Raw genomic sequence first — 21,126 nt, forward strand, 5'->3', positions numbered from 1 at the left:
TGCCTGCGCCACGGCAGCTTGCCACCGCCTGCAGCGCCAGAAAAAGGGGGAAGGCCCGGTGAGCCTTTCCTCTGCCCCCTTGCGATTGGCGCGACGGGGTGAGCTGCCTTTCAGCTTGCCCCCGCGGTGGGTCGTGCATCGCTCCTCCCGGCGGACAGCCTTCCCGAAGCGCCGCACCGACAGCGTCTTTGCCGGGGGCGAACACGCCGGGTGACGGCAGCGCCCGGCAGGAGGCGACTGCGTATCGCCGTGTCACGTTCCGCGTGGTATGCTCCGCGCGCGCTTCGCGCATGACAAGGAAGCGACATGGCTGCGCGGCATCACGGTGCGATCGTCGTCGTTGGGGGTGGAATCGCCGGTCTGTCGGCCGCGATCTACGCACGTCTCAACGATTTCGAGGCCACGGTCTACGAGATGGCGCAGAAACCCGGCGGTGTCTGCGCCGGGTGGGAGCGCAGCGGGTTCCTTGTCAATGGGTCGATCCACTGGCTGGTCGGATCCGCGCCCGGAAGCGATCTGCATGACATGTGGATGCAGTTGGGTGTGCTCGATGACCACCCGCATCTGTCGCCCGCCCGCTTTGCCCTGTTTCGTGACCTGGATGGCGTCGATGTCCACCTGTGGCGGGATCCCGACAAGCTTCAGGTCCATCTGAGCGAGATTTCGCCCGATGACGCCGACACGGTCGCCGAGATGTGCGACGCGATCCGCGTGTTCCGCGATGCCGAGTTTCCCATGCGGCGCGATTTCGAATTGCTCAGCCTGACGGAGTGGATCGGGATCTTCGCGCGCAACATGCCCTTCATGCTGGCGCATCGCCGCTATGGCGCCCTGACGGTCGAGGACTATGCCGCGCGGTTCAGGCATCCCGCCTTGCAGGGCATGTTGCGGAATTTCTGGACACCGGGCCTGTCGATGCAGTTCCTGCTGATGCAACTTGGCTTCGCGGCGCGCGGGACGGCTGCCTATCCACTGGGCGGGTCCGGGCCGTTCATCGACCGGCTGGTGCGCCGTCTCGAGGGGCTTGGCGGCCGGATCGAAACCGGCGTGCGGGTGACGGGGATCGACGTATCGGACGGCAAGGCCACCGGTCTCTTCCTCGCTGATGGCCGCCGCGTGGCCGCCGACCACGTCATCGCCGCCTGCGACGCGACGCAGGTATTCGATCGGTTGCTCCCCGGTGGGGAGGCGCTGCGCCCGGAAAGCCTTGACCACCTGACGACGTTTCCGCCGCTTTGCTACTTTTCGGCCGGTGCAAGCTATGACTTCGCCGGCCTCGAGACGGTTTCGATGGGCCACAACCTGCGTTTCGACCCACCCCTGCAGGTCGGACCGGTGAGCCACCCGCGCGCGACCGTGCAGATCTACAGCTTCGACCCGACGCTGGCGCCGCGGGGCCAGGTCCTGCTCACGGCGATGCTCGACAGCGACTATGACTGGTGGCGCGCGCGTCACGACGAGGGGGCGGACGCTTACCGCTGCGCTCGCGACAACATCGCCGATGCGATGATCGACGGGCTCGACCGGCATTTCCCCGGGTTGCGCGACGGGGTCGTGTTCCGCGACCTTGCCACGCCGCTGACCTATGAGCGCTACACGGGCAACCATCGCGGCGCCTATGAGGGCTGGCTGCCCACGCCGGCGGCCGCGAAGGCCAGGATCCCGACCCATTTCGATGCTGTGCGCAACTTCTGGATGGCCGGCCATTGGGTCGCACCGGGCGGTGGCATGCCGCCAGCCGCCTATACGGGCCGAAATGCGGTTCAACTGATTTGCGATGCAGAAGACATCGAGTTTCGGGTCGGCCTGCCATGATGCGAAATCTTTACGTCTGGTTTCTGAAGAGAATTGCGATCCCCGTAACCTGGTATGCCTCTGCGGTCTTCCTGATCGGTCCCGCGGCGCCCAGCGTGTTCGCGGAATTCGTCAGCGGGGCAGTGGTCCTTGTCGTCTGGGCCGTGGTTGCCGACTGGCCCTTGCAAAAGGACTGACGGCCAGGATGCCGCCTGGCGGCCCTTGCCTGCGCGAAACTCCAACCGCCGCCGTCGAGGATCGCCTTGCGCCCCGTTTTCGCCTGCCGGCGTTCCACGGCGAGATCGACATGGGCCGGGGCTGACCACCGTCGCGAAACCGCGGCGGCCGCCCCGGGGAAATGCTCGCCCAGGGAAATGCTGCCGGAAGGACTCTCCCGGCGCCGTGAACGGCTGCCGGAAACGACCGATGACAGGTCGTTGCGGCGGATCGCGTCGCCCGTCTGCGTCCGCTCGAGCACCAAGCGAACCGGAAGGCCCAGCACCGCCAGGCCGATCGCGACCGGGAAGAGCGCCGCGAGAGCCTGCGGGGCGGCCCCCCGGCTCAGCCCCTGCAAAGTGTCTCCGTCTTGACCTGTCTCAATGTCCCGGCGCCGCCATGACCCTAACGTAACGCACGAGGGCGGGCCACCGCCTTCGCAACGCACCATGAGAAGAGGGAGGAGAGCCATGCGTCGCAACCTGAGTGCCGCCGTGCTTGTCCTGCTCGCGGCCCCTGCCGTGGCGGACGACGACATCGTCACCTACGAGACCGACCTCGCCTTCGGCGACGTCGCCTTCGGGCTCGAGAACGCCATCCTGGACGAGGGGCTGGTGATCGACCACGTGAGCCGCGTCGGAGGCATGCTGGAGCGCACCCGCGCAGACGTGGGATCGGAGATGCAGCTTTACGAAGGGGCGGACGCCTACGGCTTCTGCTCCGCCACCGTCTCACGCGAGGTGATGGAGGCGGACCCGATGAACATCGCCTATTGTCCCTATCACGTCTTCATCATGCAGAAGGCGGGCGAGGACACGGTGACCATCGGCTACCGCGGCTATCCCGACGGGCCGATGGACGCGGTCGAGGAGCTTCTGGACCGTATCGCGCGCAACGCGATCGGGATGGATTAGGCCCGACCGGATCACGCCGGATCACAAGTCTTTTATTGGCCAGACAGGAGGTTGCAGGCTTAGCCTTGAACCCTTGCCAGTCAAGTCGCGTCGGCGGAAATCCCCGCTGAACCTGTGGCACATGTCCTGCGTAGAGGGATCTGGACATCCCGGCATCGGGTGTCCCGAATTGACATTCAGGAGGACAGTCATGTTCCGCAGAACACTTATCGCTCTCGCGTCCGCCACCGCACTTGCCGGCCCGGCGCTGGCCAACGACTCCACGGACATGGATATCGTCGACACGGCCGTTGCGGCCGGCAATTTCACGACGCTCGTTGCCGCTGTCGAAGCGGCCGGGCTGGTCGAGACGCTGAAGGGCGAGGGTCCCTTCACCGTCTTCGCACCGACCGACGAGGCATTTGCCGCACTGCCCGAGGGCACGGTCGAGGGGCTGCTGGAGGACACCGACGCCCTGACCGAGGTGCTCACCTATCACGTCGTGCCGGGCAAGGTGATGTCGACCGACCTCTCCGACGGCATGACGGCCGAAACGGTGCAGGGTCAGGAAGTGACCATCGGCACCGAGGGCGGCGTGACCGTGGACGGCGCCAACGTCGTGCAGGCCGACATCGAGACCTCCAACGGGGTGATCCACGCCATCGACACGGTCATCCTGCCCGAGTGATCGAAACCCAGGGGGCGGCCGGGTCGGCCGCCCCTTCCCGCTTTCCGGAACCGTGACCAGAGGGAGACATGACATGAACCGCCGTTTCGCACTCCGTGCGCTCGCCGGCACCGGCCTTGCCGCGGCCGTCGCCGCCTGCGCCCCGATGGCCCAGCAGCCCACCATCGCCGGCATCCTTTCCACCAGCGACCAGTTCTCGACCCTGGTCGCGGCCGCCGACGCCGCAGGCCTTGTCGAGACGCTCGCCGGCCCCGGCCCCATCACGGTCTTCGCGCCCACCGACAACGCCTTTGCGAAACTGCCGGAAGGCACGGTCGACTCGCTGCTGCAGCCGGAGAACCGCGACCAGCTCATCGAGGTGCTGTCCTATCACGTCGTGTCGGGCGAAGTGACCTCCGACCAGCTGGCGGGCCAGCGCACCAGCGCCACCACCGTCCAGGGCGGGTCGCTGCACATCGACGCGACCGGCGATGCCGTGCATGTCAACGACGCGCGCGTGACGCAGGCGGACATCATGGCCTCGAACGGCGTGATCCACCGCATCGACACCGTGCTGCTGCCTGAATGATCGATCGGCGATGATCCGACGCGAAAGGCCCCCGCCGGCAAACCGGCGGGGGCCTTGTCCTGTCAGGGTGTGACCGGCGTCAGTGCAGGACGGCTTCCTGCGGCGGTTCGCGGTCGGAGCGGCCGACGCGGTCCCCGATGTGCAGGCCCTCGGGACCCGCGCTCACCGGGATGACGTCCCCGTCCCTGACATCGCCGCTCAGCAGCATCTCGGCGAGCGGGTCCTGCAGCGCCTTCTGGATCACCCGCTTGAGCGGACGGGCGCCGAACACCGGATCATAGCCCTCGTTCGCAAGCCATTCCTTGGCGCTCTCGTCCAGTTCCAGCCGGATCTTGCGGTTTGCCAGACGCTTCGCGAGGCGCGACAGCTGGATCTCCACGATGCCGGTCATGTCCTCGCGGCCCAGCCGGTCGAAGACGATGATCTCGTCCAGCCGGTTCAGGAACTCGGGGCGGAAGTGGTTGCGCACCGCCTCCATCACCTCTGCCTTGGCCTGCCCCGAATCCACGCCTTCCGGCAGGCGGCTCAGCGCCTGGGAGCCCAGGTTCGAGGTCAGCACGATCAGCGTCTGCTTGAAATCGACGCGGTGGCCCTGACCATCGGTCAGAACGCCGTCGTCCAGCACCTGCAGCAGCACGTTGAACACGTCCGGGTGCGCCTTTTCGACCTCGTCGAAGAGCACGACCTGATAGGGCCGGCGCCGCACCGCTTCGGTCAGCACGCCCCCCTCGTCGTAGCCCACATAGCCCGGGGGTGCGCCGATCAGCCGCGCGACCGAGTGCTTCTCCATGAACTCGGACATGTCGATACGCACCATCGCGCTCTCGTCGTCGAACAGGAAGTCCGCCAGCGACTTGGTCAGCTCCGTCTTGCCCACGCCGGTGGGGCCGAGGAACAGGAAGCTGCCCAGCGGGCGGTTCTCGTCGTTGAGACCCGCGCGCGCCCGGCGCACGGCGTTCGACACCGCGTGCACGGCCTGATCCTGCCCCACGACGCGCGCGTGCAGTTCCTCTTCCATGCGCAGCAGCTTCTCGCGCTCGCCCTCCAGCATCCTGGACATCGGGATGCCGGTCCAGCGTTCGACCACCGCGGCGATCTGTTCGGGGCGCACGGCCTCCTCGACCATCACGCCGTCGTCCTCGCCCTCGCGCTGCTCGGCTTCCGCGAGCTGCTTCTCGATCTGCGGGATGACGCCGTAGGACAGCTCGCCCGCCTTCGCCAGGTTGCCCTCACGCTTGGCGATTTCCAGATCGGCGCGCGCCCGGTCCAACTGTTCCTTCAGTTCGCGGGCCGAGGCCAGCTTGTCGCGCTCCGCCTGCCAGCGGGCGGTCATCTCGGCCGACTGCTCCTGCAACTCGGCGAGTTCCTTCTCAAGCGTCTCAAGACGGTCCTTCGAGGCCTGGTCGTCCTCCTTCTTCAGCGCCTCGGCCTCGATCTGCATCTGCAGGATCTGCCGATCGAGCGCGTCGAGTTCCTCGGGCTTGCTGTCCACCTCCATGCGCAGGCGGCTGGCGGCCTCGTCCATCAGGTCGATCGCCTTGTCGGGCAGGAAACGGTCGGTGATGTAGCGGTCCGACAACTGCGCGGCCGCGACCAGCGCGGAGTCAGAGATCCGCACGCCGTGGTGCAGCTCGTATTTCTCCTTGATGCCGCGCAGGATGCTGATGGTGTCCTCGACCGTCGGCTCGTCCACATAGAGCGGCTGGAACCGCCGTGCGAGGGCTGCGTCCTTTTCGACATACTTGCGGTATTCGTCGAGCGTGGTGGCGCCCACGCAGTGCAACTCGCCGCGCGCCAGCGCGGGCTTCAGCAGGTTCGAGGCATCCATCGCGCCGTCGGCCTTGCCTGCCCCCACCAGCGTGTGCATCTCGTCGATGAAGAGGATGATCTCGCCGGCCGCCGCGGTGATCTCGGACAGCACGGCCTTCAGCCGCTCCTCGAACTCGCCGCGATACTTCGCGCCGGCGATGAGCGCCCCCATGTCGAGCGCGAGCAGCTTCTTGTTCTTCAGGCTCTCGGGCACGTCGCCGTTGACGATGCGCAGCGCAAGGCCCTCGGCGATGGCGGTCTTGCCGACGCCGGGATCGCCGATCAGCACGGGGTTGTTCTTGGTCCGGCGGGAAAGCACCTGCATGGCGCGGCGAATTTCCTCGTCGCGGCCGATGATCGGGTCGATCTTGCCCTGCTCGGCGGCCTCGGTCAGGTCGCGCGCATACTTGTTGAGCGCGTCATAGCCCTCTTCGGCGCTTTCGGTGTCCGCCGTGCGGCCCTTGCGCAGGTCGTTGATCGCCTCGTTCAGCTTCTGCGGGCTGACGGCGCCGGCCTCCAGCGCGTCCTTGGCGGGGCTTTTCACCATGCCCAGCGCGGTCAGGATGCGCTCCACCGGGACGAAGCTGTCGCCGGCCTTCTTCGCCAGCTTCTGCGCCTCGTCCAGCACCCTGGCGGTCTGGGTGTCCAGATAGATCTGGCCCGCGCCGCTGCCGGACACCTGCGGCACCCTGGCCAGCGCGGCCTCCACGGCCTCGAGCACGCGATCGGGCGCGCCGCCTGCGCGGCGGATCAGGTTGGCGGCGAGCCCCTGCTCGTCGTCCATCAGCGCCTTGAGCAGATGCTCGGGGCCAAGCTTCTGGTGTCCCTCGCGCACCGCGATGGTCTGCGCCGCCTGAACGAAGCCGCGCGACCGCTCCGTGAACTTCGACAAGTCCATGAGTCATATCTCCTTTTTCAAGCGCCTCCAATCGTTCGCCCGCTGTGCGGCACGGCCCGTCGGAAGCCTCGCGCAAAGAGATGGGGAAGAGCGCGGCCTGTTGCAAGTCTGACACAGCCAACGGCAGGCATCCGCGCCCTCTGCAACGCGCCGCGGCCCTGAGCGCCCGGCGACCCACCGGCGGAGCGCGCGCCGCATCCTCCACCGAGCCCGCCTCTTCAGTCGGTCTGCTCGACAGGCTCGTCGGTTTGCTGCTCAGCGGGGTCGGACACCATCTCGCGGTCCGCGCTTCTTACAACCCATATCGCGACGATCGCCACGATGATGAGGATGCCTCCCACGATCAGCGCCACGGATGTTCCGCCGCCCGAGTTTCCTGGTCCATTATCGCGCATAGCTCTCTCCACCCTTACGAAGTGACCTTGCGGGACTGCTGGTCCGTCACCCAAGCAACCGGCGCCCGCATCGGCAGATTTCTTGCTCAGTCGTCCCCGTCATCGTCGGGGGGATTCGGGCGGGCCTCCGGTCCCGCTTCGCCCTCGTTCACCGTGTTCTCTCCGGGCTCCATCAGGTCGGGATCCTCTCCCGTGCCCTCGAAGAGCTGTTCGCCCTCCTCCGCCTCGGTGGCGAGGCCATCGCCCTCGATTCGCTCCTGCGTCTCTTCCGGGGTACGGACACCCTCCTGCTCCATCGAAACGGCACCGTCGTTTTCTCCGCCCGCCATGGGCTCCGTCGGTGCATCCTCTTCGGGAAAGGGGTCGGTCTGCACCACGGGCGTCTCATCGCGCATTCCCAAAAAGACGATCAGACCGATCACCAGGATTGCCGCGACGGCAGCACCTATGATCGGCGCGGGAATGCCGCCGCGCGGCGTGCCGTCGGAATTCTCTTCGGTCTTCCGCTGTGCCATCTGGCCACCTCCAGCTCCCTCGAGCAATGCGTGGCGCGCGTGCGCTGTTCCTCTGCGCTTGTGCGGCGCCTGCATTTGCGGCAAGCCCGCCACCAACCGAAGGACGTGCCCAATGCCTGACCAAGCCGACGACCGCCTGATCGTCGCCCTCGACCTGCCGGACGCCCACGCAGGCCTCACCCTCGCCGGGCAGCTCGGCGAGGCGGTGAGCTTCTACAAGATCGGCCTGGGGATGCTGACCGGCGGCGGCCTTGCGCTCGCCAACGAACTCAAGTCGGAGCACGGCAAGCGGATCTTTCTCGACATGAAGCTCTTCGACATCGGCGCGACGGTCGAGGCCGCGGTGCGTGGCCTCGCCCGCTTCGACCTGGACTTTCTCACCGTGCACGGCGACCCGAATGTCGTGCGCGCCGCGGCGGAGGGCGCGGCCGGATCGGGGCTGACTATCCTTGCCGTGACGATCCTGACCTCGCTGGACCGCGGCGACCTGGACGCCGCGATGATCCGCGCCGGCGACCTGCCGGAGATTGTCACGGAGCGGGCCGCGCGCGCCTTCGAGGCAGGGGCCGGCGGCGTCATCGCCTCGCCGAACGAGGCTGCAGCGATCCGCGCCCTGCCCCAGGCCGCCGGCCGGCTGATCGTGACGCCGGGCGTGCGGCCGGCGGGCGCCGATGCGGGCGACCAGAAGCGGATCGCGACACCGGCGGCGGCGCTGGCGGCCGGGGCCGACCACATTGTCGTCGGTCGCCCGATCTGGCAGGCCGCGGACCCGCGCGCGGCGGCAGAGGCGGTGCTGGCAGAGCTTCCGGCCCCGGTCTGAGATACGGTTTCAGGCCGGATCGGGTTGCCCTTCGCCATCCCCGGCGTTTCTTCCAGATCGACCGGAACGGCAGGGACCGCCGCGTGGACCTGCTCCTCACCCTCGGCCTGCCGCTGTCCCTTGCGGGCATCATGGCTTCGCTGGGCCTGATCTGAGCGGAGCGGACTGCGCCCGCGTGCTGACGGCGCCGCGGGCCTTCCTCGTGGGTGCCCTGGCGCAGGTGGCGCTACTGCCCGTGGTGGCCTTCACGCTCTTGCAGATCGCAAGGCTGCCGCCAGGAGCTGGCCTTCGGCGTGATGACCCTCGCCGTCTGTCCGGGCGGCGTGACGACGAAGATGCTGACGCGGATGGCGGGCGGCGACGTGGCCTTCCGTCGCAAAGACCGCGCGGGCACGCCCGCCTGAAACACTGGACGCAGGCACACGGCGGGCGCATCTTCGCCCCATGCCCGCCCTCTGCCGCGACTGTCTGACCTGCTTCGAGACCGGCCACCGCTGTCCGGCCTGCGGACGTCCGCGCGTGACTGCGCATCCCGAACTCTTCGATCTTTCCATCGCACACATGGACTGCGACGCCTTCTATGCCAGCGTGGAGAAGCGCGACCGCCCGGACCTGGCCCACAAGCCGGTGATCATCGGCGGCGGGCGGCGCGGCGTGGTCTCGACCGCCTGCTACATCGCGCGCATCCGCGGCGTGCGCTCTGCGATGCCGATGTTCAGGGCGCTGGCGCTCTGCCCCGACGCGGTGGTGCTCAGGCCGCGCATGGAGCTTTATGCCGAGGTCAGCCGCGCGATCCGCACCATGATGGAAGAGCTGACACCCGCGATCGAGCCGCTGTCGCTCGACGAGGCGTTCCTGGACCTTTCGGGCACCCAGCGCCTGCATGGCGCGCCGCCCGCGGTGCTGCTCGCCCGGCTGGTGCGGCGGATGAAGGACGAGCTGGGCGTCACCGGCTCCATCGGGCTCTCGCACAACAAGTTCCTCGCCAAGCTCGCCTCGGACCTCGACAAGCCGCAGGGGTTTTCCGTGATCGGCCGAGTGGAAACGATCGATTTCCTGGCCGAACGCCCGGTACGCGACATCTGGGGCGTGGGGGAGGCCGGCCAGGAGGCGCTGGCGCGCGCCGGCATCCATCGTTTCGCCGATCTGCGCCGCTGGGAGAAATCCGCGCTGGAGGCGCGATTCGGCTCCATGGGACCGCGGCTGTGGCATCTGGCGCGCGGGGAGGACGCGCGCCGCGTGGCGCGCGATGCGGCCCCGAAGTCGATCTCGAACGAGACGACCTTCGGCGAGGACATCGACGACCCGGACATCCTCGACGGGCACCTGTGGCGAATGGCGGAAAAGGTGGCGGACCGCGCCAAGGCCAAGGGCCTTGCGGGCCGCGTCGTGACGCTGAAGCTCAAGCAGGCGGACTTCCGGCTGGTTACCAGGCGGCAGGCGCTCCGGGACGCGACGCAGCTTGCCGACCGGCTCTATCGCGCCGCGCGGCAGCTCTTCGACGCGGTGCCGGCAGGCCGCGCCTACCGGCTTCTGGGCGTGGGCCTTTCCGATCTGTGCCCCGAGGCGCAGGCCGAACGCTCCGGCGACCTGCTCGACCCGCAGGCGGCGCGACGGGGGCAGGCAGAGCGCGCGGCCGACTCGATTCGCGCGCGTTTCGGCTCTGACGCGATCCTGAAAGGACGCGCGCTGCGCTGACCGAAGAATTTTCGGTCGAAAATTCTTCTGACCCGCTGCGCTCGCGCCACCGATTTTTCGATCGAAAAATCGGTGCGCCTCATTCCGCCGCGAGCGGCAGTGAGCTGTGCCCGCCGCCGCCAAGCGCGGCGACCTCGGCCACGATCCCACGCAACACGCGGCGGAACGCGTGGAAATCCGCGTTCGGGCGCACGCTGCGCTCGTCCATGTAGATCGCGCGATCGATCTCGATCTGCACGACATGCTGATGGCGCGAGGGCCGACCGTAGTGCTGCGCGACGTAGGCGCCCGCAAAGGGCGCGTTGCGCACCACCGTCAGTCCGGCCGCGGCGAAGGCGGCCTCGATCCGGTCCACGATGTCGGGCGCGGCCGAGGCACCGAAACGGTCGCCCAGAACGATCTGCGGACGCCGCGCGCCCGCCCGGGCGATCCCGTCCACCGCTTCGTGCGGCATGGAATGACAATCGATCAGGACGGCCTGGCCATGCGTCTCGTGCGCGACGGCAAGCTGGCGGGCGAGTTCCGCGTGATAGGGGCGCCAGACGCCGTCGATCCGCCGCTGTGCCTCGGCTAGGTCCAGCTTGCCGCGATAGATGGCGCGTCCGTTGGCCACCACGCGCGGGATCACGCCCAGGCCGGAGGTGACGCGCGGGTTGTGGCTCGACCGGCGCACCCCCTCGATCAGCGCGGGGTCCAGCTCCTCTGCCGAGCGGTTGAGATCGACGTAGGCCCGCGGTGCGCCGGCCCGCAGCAGCGGCGCGCCGAAATCCGGCGCGCAGTCGAACAGCCGGTCGACATAGGCGTCCTCGGACGAGCGGATCGAAAGCTCGTCGAGCACCGTGCGCCGCAGGAAGCTCCAGGGATAGTCGCGCCCGCTGTGCGGCGAGGCGAAAACGACGCAGGAGGTTCGCCGCACCGGCAGATCGATGTGATAGGCAGCCTTCGGCACCGCGCCCCTCCGCTTCTCTGACGCCGAACATAGCGCGTTTGCACATCGGGCCAAAAGCCCTTGATCCCCCCGGGAACTCCTTTTATAGCCCGCCCATCCGGCGCGGGCTTCCGCGCCCCCTTTCGTTTCGGGGGCGCATCGGAGCGCCCATTGCCGAGGGCGGTTAGCTCAGCGGTAGAGCACTACGTTGACATCGTAGGGGTCACTGGTTCGATCCCAGTACCGCCCACCATCGAACAGGCCGCGACGGCGGCAGCTCATCGGGCGCCCCGGCGCCCACGCGAAACTGGGAGAAGACCGATGAAGGTCAGGAACTCGCTGCGCTCGCTCAAGAACCGCCACCGCGACTGTCGCGTGGTGCGGCGCAAGGGCCGCGTTTACGTCATCAACAAGACACAGCGCCGGTTCAAGGCCCGCCAGGGCTGAATCGCGCCGCGTGACGCCGCCCGAACGGGCAGACAGGGGGCCGTTCCGCAGGAGCGCGCCCCTTTGTGCGTGCGCGGCGCGAGGCTGCATGGCAGCCTGTCGTCAAGCGGCTGTCACATGGCTGTCACGCGGCGGTGACAGACCCGAGGCGGAAAACAGCGCGAGGTCATGCGATGCCAAGGGACGACTCCCCGGCCCCCGATAGACACACGGCCGGCTCCCGGCTTGCAGAGGCGCCGGACGGCCATCTGCGCCATCAGGATCACCCGCACGAGACGTTGGACCGCGCGACGCGGGCGCTGCAGGCGCGGCTGACGGGCGGTGTGTCGCCGCACGCCGCATGGTCCGCCTGGTTGGACTGGGCCGCGCACCTGGCGCGTTCGCCCGGCCGGCAACTGGAACTTGCCGAACGCGCCGCGCGGAACGCCTGGAAGGTGACGAGCCATGCCGCCGGGCTGACCGAGGCCCCCTTCGCGCCCGAGCGCACCGATCACCGCTTTACCCACGAGGGGTGGCAGCGCCCGCCGTTCTCGGTCTGGCAGCAGGCCTTCCTGGCAACACAGGACTGGTGGGATCTGGCGACCGACCCGATACGCGGCGCCCGCGCGCGCAGCGCGGAACGTGTGCGCTTCATGGCGCGGCAGGGGCTCGACACCGTCTCGCCCTCGAACATGCCTGCCCTCAATCCCGAGATCATCGAGGCGCTGCGCGAAAGCGGTGGGCAGGCGCTTCTGGACGGGTGGCACAACCTGCAGGCGGACGTGCTGGCGGAACTGACGGGCGATACGGAGGCACCGGAAAGCCGGTTCCGTGTCGGCGAGACCCTCGCCTGCACACCGGGCCAGGTCGTCTTCCGCAACGAGATCCTCGAACTGATCCAGTACACGCCACAGACGGACACGGTGCACCCCGAACCCGTGCTGATCGTGCCGGCCTGGATCATGAAATACTACATCCTGGACCTTCAGCCGCACAATTCGCTGATCAACTGGCTTGTCGGGCAGGGCTTCACCGTCTTCACGATCTCCTGGTCCAACCCTACGGCCAAGGATCGCGACCGGAGCCTTGACGACTATCGCCGCGCCGGCGTCATGGCGGCGCTGGAGGCCGTAACCGCGATCACCGGCGCGGAAAAGGTGCATGGCTGCGGCTACTGCCTTGGCGGCACGATCCTGTCGATCGCGGCGGCCGCGATGGCGCGCGACGGCGACGCGCGGCTTGCCTCGCTCTCGCTGCTGGCGGCGCAGACCGATTTTGCCGAGGCGGGTGAACTGCTGCTCTTCGTCGACGAGAGCCAGCTCGCCTTTCTCGAGGACATGATGTGGGATCAGGGCACGCTCGAATCCCGCCAGATGGCCGGTGCCTTTCAGGCGCTGCGCGCAGAGGATCTCATCTGGACCCGCGCGGTGCGCCGCTACCTGATGGGGCAGGAGGAGCCGGACGCCGACATCCTCGTGTGGAACCGCGATGCCACGCGGATGCCGGCCCGGATGCATTCCGACTACCTGCGCGCGCTCTTCATGGAGAACCGGCTGACCGCCGGACGCTTCGCCGTGGACGGGCGCGTGGTCGTGCTGCGCGACCTGCGCGCGCCGATCTTCGCCGTGGGGACCGAGCAGGACCACATCGCGCCGTGGCGCTCGGTCTACAAGGCGAAGCTCTTCACCGACGTTGACATGCGCTTCGTGCTGACCAGCGGCGGGCACAACGGCGGCATCGTGTCAGAGCCCGGCCACAGGGGCCGCCGCTACCGCATCGGGCACCGGCCGCCCGGCGCGCTCTACATGGACCCCGACACCTGGCTCGACCATGCCGAGCAGAAGGACGGCTCCTGGTGGCCGGAATGGGGGGCCTGGCTTGCGGAGCGCAGCGGCGCTCCGGTCGCGCCGCCGCCGATGGGCGCACCGAAGAAGGGGCTGAAGCCGCTTGCCCCGGCGCCGGGCACCTACATCTTCCAGAAGTGACCGGCCCGCGCGTCGGCCCCGTGCGGGCCTCTTCGCAGCGAGGAGGCCCGTCAGGGCCGACGCGCGGCCCTCAGTCGTACTTGCGCCGGTCCTCGATCACGATGCCGTCGCGTGGCAGGCTTCCGGGGGCCACGATCTCGACCGCGCCGCGCAGCTTGAGCACCTCCGCGACGCTCGCCTCGAAGACGGCAGGCTCGCCACCCTCGGCCTCGACCTGCACGCACATCGCATCGCGCTCGCCCTCGCGGGTGACCACGACGCGGGCGCGTGCGATCTCGTCGTGCCGCGCGACCAGCGCCGCGACCTGCTCGGGGCGCACGAACATGCCCTTGATCTTGGTGGTCTGATCCGCCCGGCCCATCCAGCCCCTGATCCGCATGTTGGTCCGGCCGCAGGGGCTTTCGCCCGGCAACACGGCCGACAGGTCGCCCGTGGCGAAGCGGATCAGCGGATAGTCCGGATTGAGCGTGGTCACGACCACCTCACCCACCTCGCCGTCCGGCACCGGGTCGCCGGTGCCCGGCGTCACGATCTCGACCACGACGTGCTCGTCCACGATCATGCCCTCCTGCGCGGCACTCTCGTAGGCGATGTTGCCCAGATCGGCCGTCGCGTAGCACTGCAGGCAGGCAATCCCGCGCTCGGCGTAGAACTGCCGGAGCGAGGGGAAGAGCGCACCGCCGCCCACGGCGGCCTTCTCTATGCGCAGCGTCTCGCCCATCTCGTCGGCCTTGTCGATGATCGCCTTCAGGTAATCCGGCGTGCCGGCATAGGCGGTGGTGCCCACATCCACGGCCGCGCGCACCTGCAGTTCGGTCTGCCCCGTGCCGGCGGGCAGCACCGCGGCACCCACCGCCCGCGCCCCGCTTTCAAAGATCATGCCCGCTGGCGTCAGGTGGTAGCCGAAACAGTTCTGCACGATGTCGCCTGGCCCGATCCCGCAGCCATGCAGGAAACGGCCCATCCGCCACCAGTCGCGTGCGTCGCCGCCGGGCTCGTAGATCGGCCCCGGCGACTGGAAGACATGCGCGAATTCATGCGCCGCGCGTGTCGTGTAGCCGCCAAAGGGCGCATCGGCCGCCTGCGCATGGCCGATCCGCGACTTGCGCAGCACCGGCAGGGCCGCCAGCGCCTCGCGCGTGGTGACCTTCTCCGGCTCGACGTCCTCCAGCGCCTCGGCATATCCGGGCAGGGAGCGCGCCAGCGCCACCTGCTTCGGCAGTTCCTGGGCCAGCCAGGCGGCCCGCGCCCCGGCGCTGCGCGTCTCCAGATCGTCGAAATGCCCCTCCGCTCCCGCCTTGTCCTTCATGCAGCTGCCTCCTTCACTCTGTCGCTCGGCCCGTCGAGCCAGACGCGCGCCAGCGCCGTCACCAGCCGGACGAAGCGCTCGCGCCCGCCCGCGATCTGGGCAAGCTCCTCGGGTCGCTCGGGCAGGCCGAGATCCTTCGCCTGCTCCAGCGCGTGAGCGTCCGCCATGGGGAAGACCTCGTCCCAGACAAGCTGTGCCTCGCGCAGGAAGATGTCGGCGCCGACATCACCGATGCCCTTGACCCCCTTCAGCCGCGCCCGGATGCCGGCTGCATCGCGGCCCTCCTCGCGCAGTCGGCGCAGGTCGCCGCCATAGGTCTCCTGCACCAGTTGCGCCGCCTCGAAGATCTGGTCCGCGCCCACGTTGTCGAAGCGCGCGTAGCAGTTCTCGTTCAACACGCGGATGCGCTGATCGCGCTCGGTCTCGAGCACGCCCTGCACGGTACTCATCTCTTCCAGCTTCAGCGCGCCGGCCGCCTTGGCCGCCATCGTCGCGTCGATGCGCGCGGACATCAGCAGCGCGCCCAGAAGCCAGTGGAACCAGTCCTCGGGCGTGTCGAGGTCGATCCGCGCGCCGATCTCCTCGCTCCAGAGCCGCCCCTGATCCTCGATCAGCGCCCGCACGAGTTCCTTGCGATCCATCTCCGCCTCCATTGGCCTTGTCAGGCGCAACGGGCGGTGCAGGACCGGGTTCCGGACACGCGCTCCCATCAGGCAAGCCACCGCTTGCGCCGCCGGTAGCTGCGCACGTCGCGGAAACTCCGCCGTCCCTCGTCGGAAATGCCGAGGTAGAATTCCTTCACGTCGGGGTTCTCGCGCAGGTCGTCCGCGGGCCCCTCCATCACCACGCGCCCCGATTCGAGGATGTAGCCGTGCCGCGCGAACCTGAGCGCCACGTTGGTGTTCTGCTCGGCCAGCAGGAAGGTCACCCCCTCGTTCTCGTTGACCGATTTCACGATCTCGAAGATCTGCTCGACCAGCTGCGGCGCAAGGCCCATCGACGGCTCGTCCAGCAGGATCATCTCCGGGCGCGACATCAGCGCCCGGCCGATCGCCGTCATCTGCTGCTCGCCGCCCGAGGTATAGCCCGCCTGGCTGCGGCGCACGTCCCTGAGCCGCGGGAAGTAGTCGTAGACCATCTCGAGGTCCTGCCGCACCGCCGCCGCGCCGTCCGAGCGCGTGTAGGCCCCGGTCAGCAGGTTCTCTTCCACGGTCAGATGCTCGAAGCAGTGGCGCCCCTCCATCACCTGGATCACGCCGCGCTTGACCAGCGCGGACGGGTCGAGGTCCTGCACCCGCTCGCCGCGGTAGACGATCGAGCCCTTCGTCACCTCGCCGCGTTCCGATTTCAGCAGGTTCGAGATCGCCTTGAGCGTGGTGGTCTTGCCCGCGCCGTTGCCGCCCAGAAGCGCGACGATCCCGCCCTTGGGCACCGTCAGGCTCACGCCTTTCAGCACGAGGATGACGTGGTTGTAGATCACCTCGATGTTGTTCACTTCGAGGAGCGCCTGGTCGGTGCGGCCTGCGTCGAGCATTCTCGTTTCTCCCGCCGGGGTGCGGCCGGGCGCGCGCGCCCGGTCCTTCCTCTTGCCAGAAATACCCGTGACGCCCCGGTCGCAGCGTGCGCCGCGGCCGGGGCTTTGCGCGCTCAGCTCTCGTTGCAGCGCGTCTCGATGTTGTTCTCTTCGGCGAAGGCGACCGAGTCCGCCTCGACCAGCGGCTGGATCACCTCGTGGTCGGGCTCGATGTAATCGGTCAGCGGCTTCCACTCGCCGGCCGCGGCATCCCACTGCTGCACGATGCCGCCGCCGGAACCGCCGTGGTTCGAGCAGGACACAGAGAACTCCGGCCCGATGCCGGGCATGCCGAGTTCTTCCATCCTCGCTTCGGTCATCTCCAGCGCCTCCATCCCGTCGCGCATCATCGCGGCGTCGATCTCTTCGGTGCCGTGGATCTCCTGCGCGGTCTTGGCCGCCTCGACCGCGAGCATCGCTGCATACATCCCCCGGGTGTAGAGCACCTTGCCCACGTTCGAGCCCTCGCCGGCGGCCAGCCCCTTGTCGATCACATGCTCGCGGATGTCATCGAACACCGGGTAATCGGCGATCCGGTTCATGTTGAGCGCCTTGTAACCGTCGGCAGCCTCGCCCGCGGGGGTCACGTCGTGCTCGGCGCCCGCCCACCAGTTGCCGATGAAGTTCTCCATCGGGAAGCGGACGTTGGCGGCCTCCTGCACGGCGACCTGGTTCATCACGCCCCAGCCCCACATGATCACGTAGTCGGGCCGCTCGCGCCGGATCTGCAGCCACTGGCTCTTCTGCTCCTGTCCCGGATGGTCCACCGCGATCGTGGAGAAATTGTAGCCGTGCTTTGCCGACAGTTCCTCCAGCGTGCGGATCGGCTCCTTGCCGTAAGCGGAGTTGTGGTAGAGCAGCGTGATGTCCTTGCCCGACAGGTCGCCGCCGTTCTCGTCCAGCAGGTACTTGATCGCGACCGAGGCGGCGTCCCAGTAGTTGGCGGGGTAGTTGAACACCCACTTGAAGACCTCGCCGTTCTTGGCCGAGGTCCGGCCATAGCCCATCGTGTGCAGCGGGATGCCGTCGGACTGCACCTTCGGGATCAGCTGATAGGTGATCCCGGTCGAGAGCGGCTGATAGACCAGCGCGCCCTCGTCGCGCGTCGCCTCGTAGCACTCGACGCCCTTTTCGGTGTTGTAGGCCGTCTCGCACTCGATGACGCGGGCCTCCACGCCGCCGATGCCGCCGTCTCGCTCGTTCACCAGCGTGAAGTAGTCGCGGTAGCCGTCCGAGAACGGGATGCCGCCGGCGGCGTAGGCGCCGGTGCGGTAGCTCAGATCCGGGAACACCAGATCGGCAAGCGCCGGCCCGGCGGCCATGCTGGCGGCGAGCGCCGCTGCGGTCAGTTTGGTCTTCATGGGATCCTCCTCCCTCTTGGTCGTCGTTGACTTGCGGCGCTACCCGCCGCCGCGCCCGTCCCTCAGTAGGGGAAGGGCCAGAGCCTCATCTTCTCCTTCGCGAGGCGCCAGAGCTGGGCGAGCCCGTGCGGCTCTGCCACCAGAAAGAAGATGATCAGCCCGCCCACGATCATGAACTCCAGATGCGCGGCCAGGTCCGAAGGCCAGCCAAGCCCGCCCACCAGCACGTTCTTCAGGAACACCGGCAGCAGCACCAGGAAGGCCGCGCCGGCGAAGCTGCCGAAGATCGAGCCGAGCCCGCCGATGATGATCATGAAGAGCACCAGGAAGGATTTCTGGATGCCGAAGGCCTCGCCCACCTCGACCGCGCCCAGGTAGACGGAGAAGAAGAGCGCGCCCGCGATCCCGATGAAGAAGGACGAGACCGCGAAGGCCGAAAGCTTCGCCGCCAGCGGGTTCACCCCGATGATCTCGGCCGCGATGTCCATGTCGCGGATCGCCATCCATTTCCGCCCCTGCGTGCCGCGCGTCAGGTTCCGCGCCGCGATCGCGACGAGCGTCAGGAAAAGCAGGCAGACCAGATAGGCCGCCCAGGCCGGGACATCGGGCCCCGTCACGGCCACCCCCAGAACGGTCCGCTCGGGCGCGGTGATCTGGCCCGAGGCGGAGTAGTTGTAGAACCACGGCACCCGGTTGAAAAGCCAGACGAGGAAGAACTGCGCGGCCAGCGTGGCGACCGCGAGGTAGAAGCCCTTGATCCTGAGCGAGGGCAGCCCGAAGAGCACCCCCACCGCCGCCGTGATCCCGCCCGCCAGCACGATGTGGATCAGGATCGAGACGTCCGGGAAGGCCGTCATCAGCTTGTAGCAGCCATAGGCGCCCACCGCCATGAAGCCCCCGGTGCCAAGGCTCACCTGACCGCAGTAGCCCGTCAGGATGTTGAGCCCGATCGCCGCGATGGCGTAGATCAGGAAGGGCAGCAGGACGGCGTTGGCCCAGTAGTCGGTGATGACGAAGGGCACGATGCCGAAGGCCACGGCCAGCACCGCGTAATACCGCCAGCGATCGAAGCGGATCGGGAAGGTCTGGCTGTCCGCTGTGTAGCTGGTCTTGAAGTCGCCCGCCTCACGATAGAGCATCGGTCTTCCCCCATTCGGCCTGCGCGTTTTCGCGCTTCTCCGGCGGCATCCGGCAGGACCGCCACGCATGTCCCGTGGCCTCCGCGCGCCGTACCGCCCATATCCATGCGGCCAGGCCCGTCACCAGCCCCGCGAGGGCGATCGCCGTCGCCATGACCGTCTGCCCCTGCGACGCAGGCCCCGGGGCGAGCGCGACGTGGCCCAAGGCCCAGACCCCCGACAAGGCGAAAACGTCGACGATGGCGATGCGCTTGCGCATGGTGTCACACCCTCTCGATGATCTTCTCGCCGAACAGCCCCTGCGGCCGGAAGACGAGGAAGACGAGCGCAAGCACATAGGCGAACCAGTTGTCCGTCGCCCCGCCCAGCATCGGGCCGATCAGGAATTCGAAAAGCTTCTCGCCCACCCCGATGATGAGCCCGCCGACGATCGCGCCGGGGATCGAGGTGAACCCGCCCAGCATCAGGACGGGAAGCGCCTTGAGCGCGATGAGCGAGAGCGAGAACTGCACGCCCATCTTGGTGCCCCACATGATCCCGGCGACGAGTGCCACCAGCCCCGCGAGCGACCAGACCATGATCCAGATGAAGTTGAGCGAGACGCCCACGGAGAGCGCCGCCTGGTGATCGTCGGCCACCGCGCGCATGGCGCGGCCCTGCTTGGTGTACTGCGCGAAGAGGATCAGCACCGTGACCAGCGCCGCCGCGATCAGCGTGGCCGCGATGTCGAGGTTGTCGATGAAGAAGCCGTAGCCGAACCACTCGAAGGTCATCTGGTCGATGGTGGCGTTGATGCCCTGCGGCAGGCCGACCTCCAGGTTCTTGATGTCGGCGCCCCACATGACGTCGCCGAGACCTTCCAGGAAATAGGCAAGCCCGATCGTCGCCATGAACAGGATGATGGGCTCCTGCCCCACGAGAAAGCGGAAGATGAAGCGCTGCACCGCCCACGCAAGCGCCACCATCACCCCCGCGGTCAGCACGATCGCCACCAGCGCCGGAAGCTCCCATCCGAAATGATGCAGCTTGGTGCCGAAGACCGCGTTGATCAGATGCGCGAAGGGCACCCGCCCCTCCATGATCCCCACCAGCGTGAGCGCCGCGAAGAGCGCAAGCACCCCCTGCGCGTAGTTGAAGATGCCGGAGGCCTTGAAGATCAGCACGAAGCCCAGCGCCACCAGCGCATAGAGCACCCCCGCCATCAGGCCGTTCAGCACGACCTCGACGCCCCAGAAGAACTGCTCAGGCATGGCTCGCCTCCCTCATGGCCTTCCGTTCCGCGCGCGCCGCACCTGCGGGACGGCGGGCGGGGCGATGGCGCAGCCGAGCGCCGGCCGTCCGCTCCTCAGTCATGCGCCACCCCCAGATAGGCGTCGATCACCTCCTGATTGGCGCGCACCTCGTCGGGCGTGCCGTCGCCGATCTTCTTGCCGTAATCCATCACCACGACCCGGTCGCTCAGGTCCATGACCACGCCCATGTCGTGCTCGATGAGCGCGATGGTGGTGCCGAACTCGTCGTTCACGTCCAGCACGAAGCGGCACATGTCCTCCTTCTCCTCGACGTTCATGCCGGCCATCGGCTCGTCGAGCAGCAGGATCGTGGGCTCCGAGACCAGCGCGCGCGCAAGCTCCACCCGCTTCTTCAGGCCGTAGGGCAGGCGCGAGACGGGCGTCTTGCGGATGTGCTGGATCTCGAGAAAGTCGATGATCTTCTCCGCCTTCTCGCGGTTCTCCACCTCCTCGCGCTCGGCCGCGCCCTTCCAGAGCGCCTGCGAGAAGAGGCCCTGCTTCATCTGGGTAAGCCGGCCGGTCATCACGTTGTCGAGCACGCTCATGCCCTCGAAGAGCGCGATGTTCTGGAAGGTGCGCGCGATGCCCTGGCGGGCGACCTGATAGGGCCGCATCGGCGGGCGCTTCGCGCCGCGGAACCACACCTCGCCCTCCTGCGGTATGTAGAAGCCCGAGATCACGTTCAGCATCGAGGACTTGCCCGCGCCGTTCGGCCCGATGATCGCCCGGATCTCGCCCTCGCGGATGTCGAAGGAGATGTCCTTGATCGCGGTGACGCCGCCGAAGCGCAGCGTGATGTTGCGCATCTCCATCACCACG

21 protein-coding genes and 1 tRNA gene are annotated in these 21,126 nt (G+C 68.1%); 9 read left to right on the forward strand and 13 right to left on the reverse strand.

Translation table 11 applies throughout. The features are described 5' to 3' along the window. Window positions 1-306 precede the first annotated feature (306 nt). Window positions 307-1,815 (forward strand): phytoene desaturase family protein, encoded by a 1,509-nt coding sequence (locus tag ACLFOB_RS02095; RefSeq protein WP_410924607.1) that lies wholly within the window; start codon window positions 307-309, stop codon window positions 1,813-1,815. 10 nt (window positions 1,816-1,825) lie between these two features. Here ACLFOB_RS02095 and ACLFOB_RS02100 read toward each other — a convergent pair whose 3' ends face one another. Further along, the gene (locus tag ACLFOB_RS02100; RefSeq protein ID WP_410924609.1) at window positions 1,826-2,368 is read right to left on the reverse strand and encodes a hypothetical protein; all 543 of its coding nucleotides are present in this window, start codon (window positions 2,366-2,368) and stop codon (window positions 1,826-1,828) included. A 112-nt stretch (window positions 2,369-2,480) separates the two neighbouring features. Here ACLFOB_RS02100 and ACLFOB_RS02105 point away from each other — a divergent pair, with 112 nt between their 5' ends. The 3 genes from ACLFOB_RS02105 (at window position 2,481) to ACLFOB_RS02115 (ending at window position 4,159) form a co-directional block, all read left to right on the forward strand. After that, entirely contained in the window at window positions 2,481-2,924 is a 444-nt protein-coding gene (locus ACLFOB_RS02105; RefSeq protein ID WP_410918228.1) for a DUF302 domain-containing protein, read from the forward strand. Between the two features lie 190 nt (window positions 2,925-3,114). Next, window positions 3,115-3,591, forward strand: a complete 477-nt coding sequence (locus ACLFOB_RS02110; RefSeq protein ID WP_410918229.1) for a fasciclin domain-containing protein — start codon at window positions 3,115-3,117, stop codon at window positions 3,589-3,591. A gap of 73 nt (window positions 3,592-3,664) precedes the next feature. Next, complete coding sequence (locus tag ACLFOB_RS02115) at window positions 3,665-4,159, forward strand: fasciclin domain-containing protein (RefSeq protein WP_410924610.1); 495 nt, start codon at window positions 3,665-3,667, stop codon at window positions 4,157-4,159. Window positions 4,160-4,238: 79 nt separating this feature from the next. On the opposite strand, the gene clpB is transcribed toward ACLFOB_RS02115, so the two are convergent. From clpB to ACLFOB_RS02130, 3 genes are all read right to left on the reverse strand, one after another. Continuing rightward, window positions 4,239-6,866, reverse strand: coding sequence for an ATP-dependent chaperone ClpB (clpB, locus tag ACLFOB_RS02120; RefSeq protein ID WP_410924613.1), 2,628 nt, complete (start codon window positions 6,864-6,866; stop codon window positions 4,239-4,241). 218 nt (window positions 6,867-7,084) lie between these two features. After that, on the reverse strand, window positions 7,085-7,219 hold the full coding sequence (locus ACLFOB_RS02125; protein ID WP_410915772.1) for a hypothetical protein: 135 nt from the start codon (window positions 7,217-7,219) through the stop codon (window positions 7,085-7,087). Window positions 7,220-7,347: 128 nt separating this feature from the next. Next, complete coding sequence (locus tag ACLFOB_RS02130) at window positions 7,348-7,776, reverse strand: hypothetical protein (protein WP_410915773.1); 429 nt, start codon at window positions 7,774-7,776, stop codon at window positions 7,348-7,350. A gap of 112 nt (window positions 7,777-7,888) precedes the next feature. Here ACLFOB_RS02130 and pyrF point away from each other — a divergent pair, with 112 nt between their 5' ends. Both pyrF and ACLFOB_RS02140 read left to right on the forward strand, forming a co-directional pair. Further along, window positions 7,889-8,596, forward strand: a complete 708-nt coding sequence (gene pyrF / locus ACLFOB_RS02135) for an orotidine-5'-phosphate decarboxylase (RefSeq protein WP_410915774.1) — start codon at window positions 7,889-7,891, stop codon at window positions 8,594-8,596. Window positions 8,597-9,040: 444 nt separating this feature from the next. Beyond that, entirely contained in the window at window positions 9,041-10,294 is a 1,254-nt protein-coding gene (locus ACLFOB_RS02140; protein ID WP_410924615.1) for a DNA polymerase IV, read from the forward strand. 79 nt (window positions 10,295-10,373) lie between these two features. Here ACLFOB_RS02140 and ACLFOB_RS02145 read toward each other — a convergent pair whose 3' ends face one another. Next, window positions 10,374-11,243 carry an N-formylglutamate amidohydrolase gene (locus tag ACLFOB_RS02145; protein WP_410924617.1) on the reverse strand — a complete coding sequence of 290 codons (870 nt, stop codon included), beginning with the start codon at window positions 11,241-11,243 and terminating at the stop codon, window positions 10,374-10,376. Between the two features lie 157 nt (window positions 11,244-11,400). Here ACLFOB_RS02145 and ACLFOB_RS02150 point away from each other — a divergent pair. From ACLFOB_RS02150 to ACLFOB_RS02160, 3 genes are all read left to right on the forward strand, one after another. After that, window positions 11,401-11,475, forward strand: a tRNA-Val gene (locus tag ACLFOB_RS02150). A gap of 68 nt (window positions 11,476-11,543) precedes the next feature. Next, a complete protein-coding gene (gene ykgO / locus ACLFOB_RS02155) occupies window positions 11,544-11,669 on the forward strand; it encodes a type B 50S ribosomal protein L36 (RefSeq protein ID WP_005850168.1) in 126 nt (41 codons plus the stop codon). Between the two features lie 173 nt (window positions 11,670-11,842). After that, window positions 11,843-13,633, forward strand: coding sequence for a PHA/PHB synthase family protein (locus ACLFOB_RS02160; protein WP_410924619.1), 1,791 nt, complete (start codon window positions 11,843-11,845; stop codon window positions 13,631-13,633). Window positions 13,634-13,703: 70 nt separating this feature from the next. On the opposite strand, the gene ACLFOB_RS02165 is transcribed toward ACLFOB_RS02160, so the two are convergent. From ACLFOB_RS02165 to ACLFOB_RS02200, 8 genes are all read right to left on the reverse strand, one after another. Then, the gene (locus ACLFOB_RS02165) at window positions 13,704-14,942 is read right to left on the reverse strand and encodes a phenylacetate--CoA ligase family protein (protein WP_410924621.1); all 1,239 of its coding nucleotides are present in this window, start codon (window positions 14,940-14,942) and stop codon (window positions 13,704-13,706) included. Next, the gene (locus ACLFOB_RS02170; RefSeq protein ID WP_410924623.1) at window positions 14,939-15,583 is read right to left on the reverse strand and encodes a hypothetical protein; all 645 of its coding nucleotides are present in this window, start codon (window positions 15,581-15,583) and stop codon (window positions 14,939-14,941) included. Before ACLFOB_RS02170 ends, ACLFOB_RS02165 begins: the two co-directional genes overlap by 4 nt. Window positions 15,584-15,651: 68 nt before the next feature. Beyond that, window positions 15,652-16,476 carry an ABC transporter ATP-binding protein gene (locus ACLFOB_RS02175; protein WP_410915779.1) on the reverse strand — a complete coding sequence of 275 codons (825 nt, stop codon included), beginning with the start codon at window positions 16,474-16,476 and terminating at the stop codon, window positions 15,652-15,654. Between the two features lie 113 nt (window positions 16,477-16,589). Further along, window positions 16,590-17,876, reverse strand: coding sequence for an ABC transporter substrate-binding protein (locus ACLFOB_RS02180; RefSeq protein WP_410924625.1), 1,287 nt, complete (start codon window positions 17,874-17,876; stop codon window positions 16,590-16,592). Window positions 17,877-17,938: 62 nt separating this feature from the next. Continuing rightward, window positions 17,939-19,015: a branched-chain amino acid ABC transporter permease gene (locus ACLFOB_RS02185; protein ID WP_410924626.1), complete on the reverse strand. Its 1,077-nt coding sequence runs from the start codon at window positions 19,013-19,015 to the stop codon at window positions 17,939-17,941. After that, on the reverse strand, window positions 19,002-19,274 hold the full coding sequence (locus ACLFOB_RS02190; protein ID WP_410924628.1) for a hypothetical protein: 273 nt from the start codon (window positions 19,272-19,274) through the stop codon (window positions 19,002-19,004). The genes ACLFOB_RS02185 and ACLFOB_RS02190 overlap by 14 nt, the downstream gene beginning before the upstream one ends. Window positions 19,275-19,278: 4 nt before the next feature. After that, on the reverse strand, window positions 19,279-20,265 hold the full coding sequence (locus ACLFOB_RS02195) for a branched-chain amino acid ABC transporter permease (RefSeq protein ID WP_410924630.1): 987 nt from the start codon (window positions 20,263-20,265) through the stop codon (window positions 19,279-19,281). A gap of 95 nt (window positions 20,266-20,360) precedes the next feature. Continuing rightward, the gene (locus ACLFOB_RS02200; RefSeq protein ID WP_410924647.1) at window positions 20,361-21,119 is read right to left on the reverse strand and encodes an ABC transporter ATP-binding protein; all 759 of its coding nucleotides are present in this window, start codon (window positions 21,117-21,119) and stop codon (window positions 20,361-20,363) included. Window positions 21,120-21,126: the final 7 nt, after the last annotated feature.

The sequence above is a fragment of the Rhodosalinus sp. genome, from assembly GCF_046542825.1.
In the GTDB taxonomy this organism is placed as follows: domain Bacteria; phylum Pseudomonadota; class Alphaproteobacteria; order Rhodobacterales; family Rhodobacteraceae; genus Rhodosalinus.

Coding starts and splice junctions, on each gene's coding strand:
- ACLFOB_RS02185 (WP_410924626.1), bottom strand. CDS start 19,015: ATGCTCTATCGTGAGGCGGGCGACTTCAAGACCAGCTACACAGCGGAC.
- ACLFOB_RS02105 (WP_410918228.1), top strand. CDS start 2,481: ATGCGTCGCAACCTGAGTGCCGCCGTGCTTGTCCTGCTCGCGGCCCCT.
- ykgO (WP_005850168.1), top strand. CDS start 11,544: ATGAAGGTCAGGAACTCGCTGCGCTCGCTCAAGAACCGCCACCGCGAC.
- ACLFOB_RS02175 (WP_410915779.1), bottom strand. CDS start 16,476: ATGCTCGACGCAGGCCGCACCGACCAGGCGCTCCTCGAAGTGAACAAC.
- ACLFOB_RS02110 (WP_410918229.1), top strand. CDS start 3,115: ATGTTCCGCAGAACACTTATCGCTCTCGCGTCCGCCACCGCACTTGCC.
- ACLFOB_RS02180 (WP_410924625.1), bottom strand. CDS start 17,876: ATGAAGACCAAACTGACCGCAGCGGCGCTCGCCGCCAGCATGGCCGCC.
- ACLFOB_RS02095 (WP_410924607.1), top strand. CDS start 307: ATGGCTGCGCGGCATCACGGTGCGATCGTCGTCGTTGGGGGTGGAATC.
- ACLFOB_RS02170 (WP_410924623.1), bottom strand. CDS start 15,583: ATGGATCGCAAGGAACTCGTGCGGGCGCTGATCGAGGATCAGGGGCGG.
- ACLFOB_RS02140 (WP_410924615.1), top strand. CDS start 9,041: ATGCCCGCCCTCTGCCGCGACTGTCTGACCTGCTTCGAGACCGGCCAC.
- ACLFOB_RS02130 (WP_410915773.1), bottom strand. CDS start 7,776: ATGGCACAGCGGAAGACCGAAGAGAATTCCGACGGCACGCCGCGCGGC.
- ACLFOB_RS02160 (WP_410924619.1), top strand. CDS start 11,843: ATGCCAAGGGACGACTCCCCGGCCCCCGATAGACACACGGCCGGCTCC.
- ACLFOB_RS02200 (WP_410924647.1), bottom strand. CDS start 21,119: ATGGAGATGCGCAACATCACGCTGCGCTTCGGCGGCGTCACCGCGATC.
- ACLFOB_RS02195 (WP_410924630.1), bottom strand. CDS start 20,265: ATGCCTGAGCAGTTCTTCTGGGGCGTCGAGGTCGTGCTGAACGGCCTG.
- ACLFOB_RS02190 (WP_410924628.1), bottom strand. CDS start 19,274: ATGCGCAAGCGCATCGCCATCGTCGACGTTTTCGCCTTGTCGGGGGTC.
- ACLFOB_RS02115 (WP_410924610.1), top strand. CDS start 3,665: ATGAACCGCCGTTTCGCACTCCGTGCGCTCGCCGGCACCGGCCTTGCC.
- pyrF (WP_410915774.1), top strand. CDS start 7,889: ATGCCTGACCAAGCCGACGACCGCCTGATCGTCGCCCTCGACCTGCCG.
- clpB (WP_410924613.1), bottom strand. CDS start 6,866: ATGGACTTGTCGAAGTTCACGGAGCGGTCGCGCGGCTTCGTTCAGGCG.
- ACLFOB_RS02165 (WP_410924621.1), bottom strand. CDS start 14,942: ATGAAGGACAAGGCGGGAGCGGAGGGGCATTTCGACGATCTGGAGACG.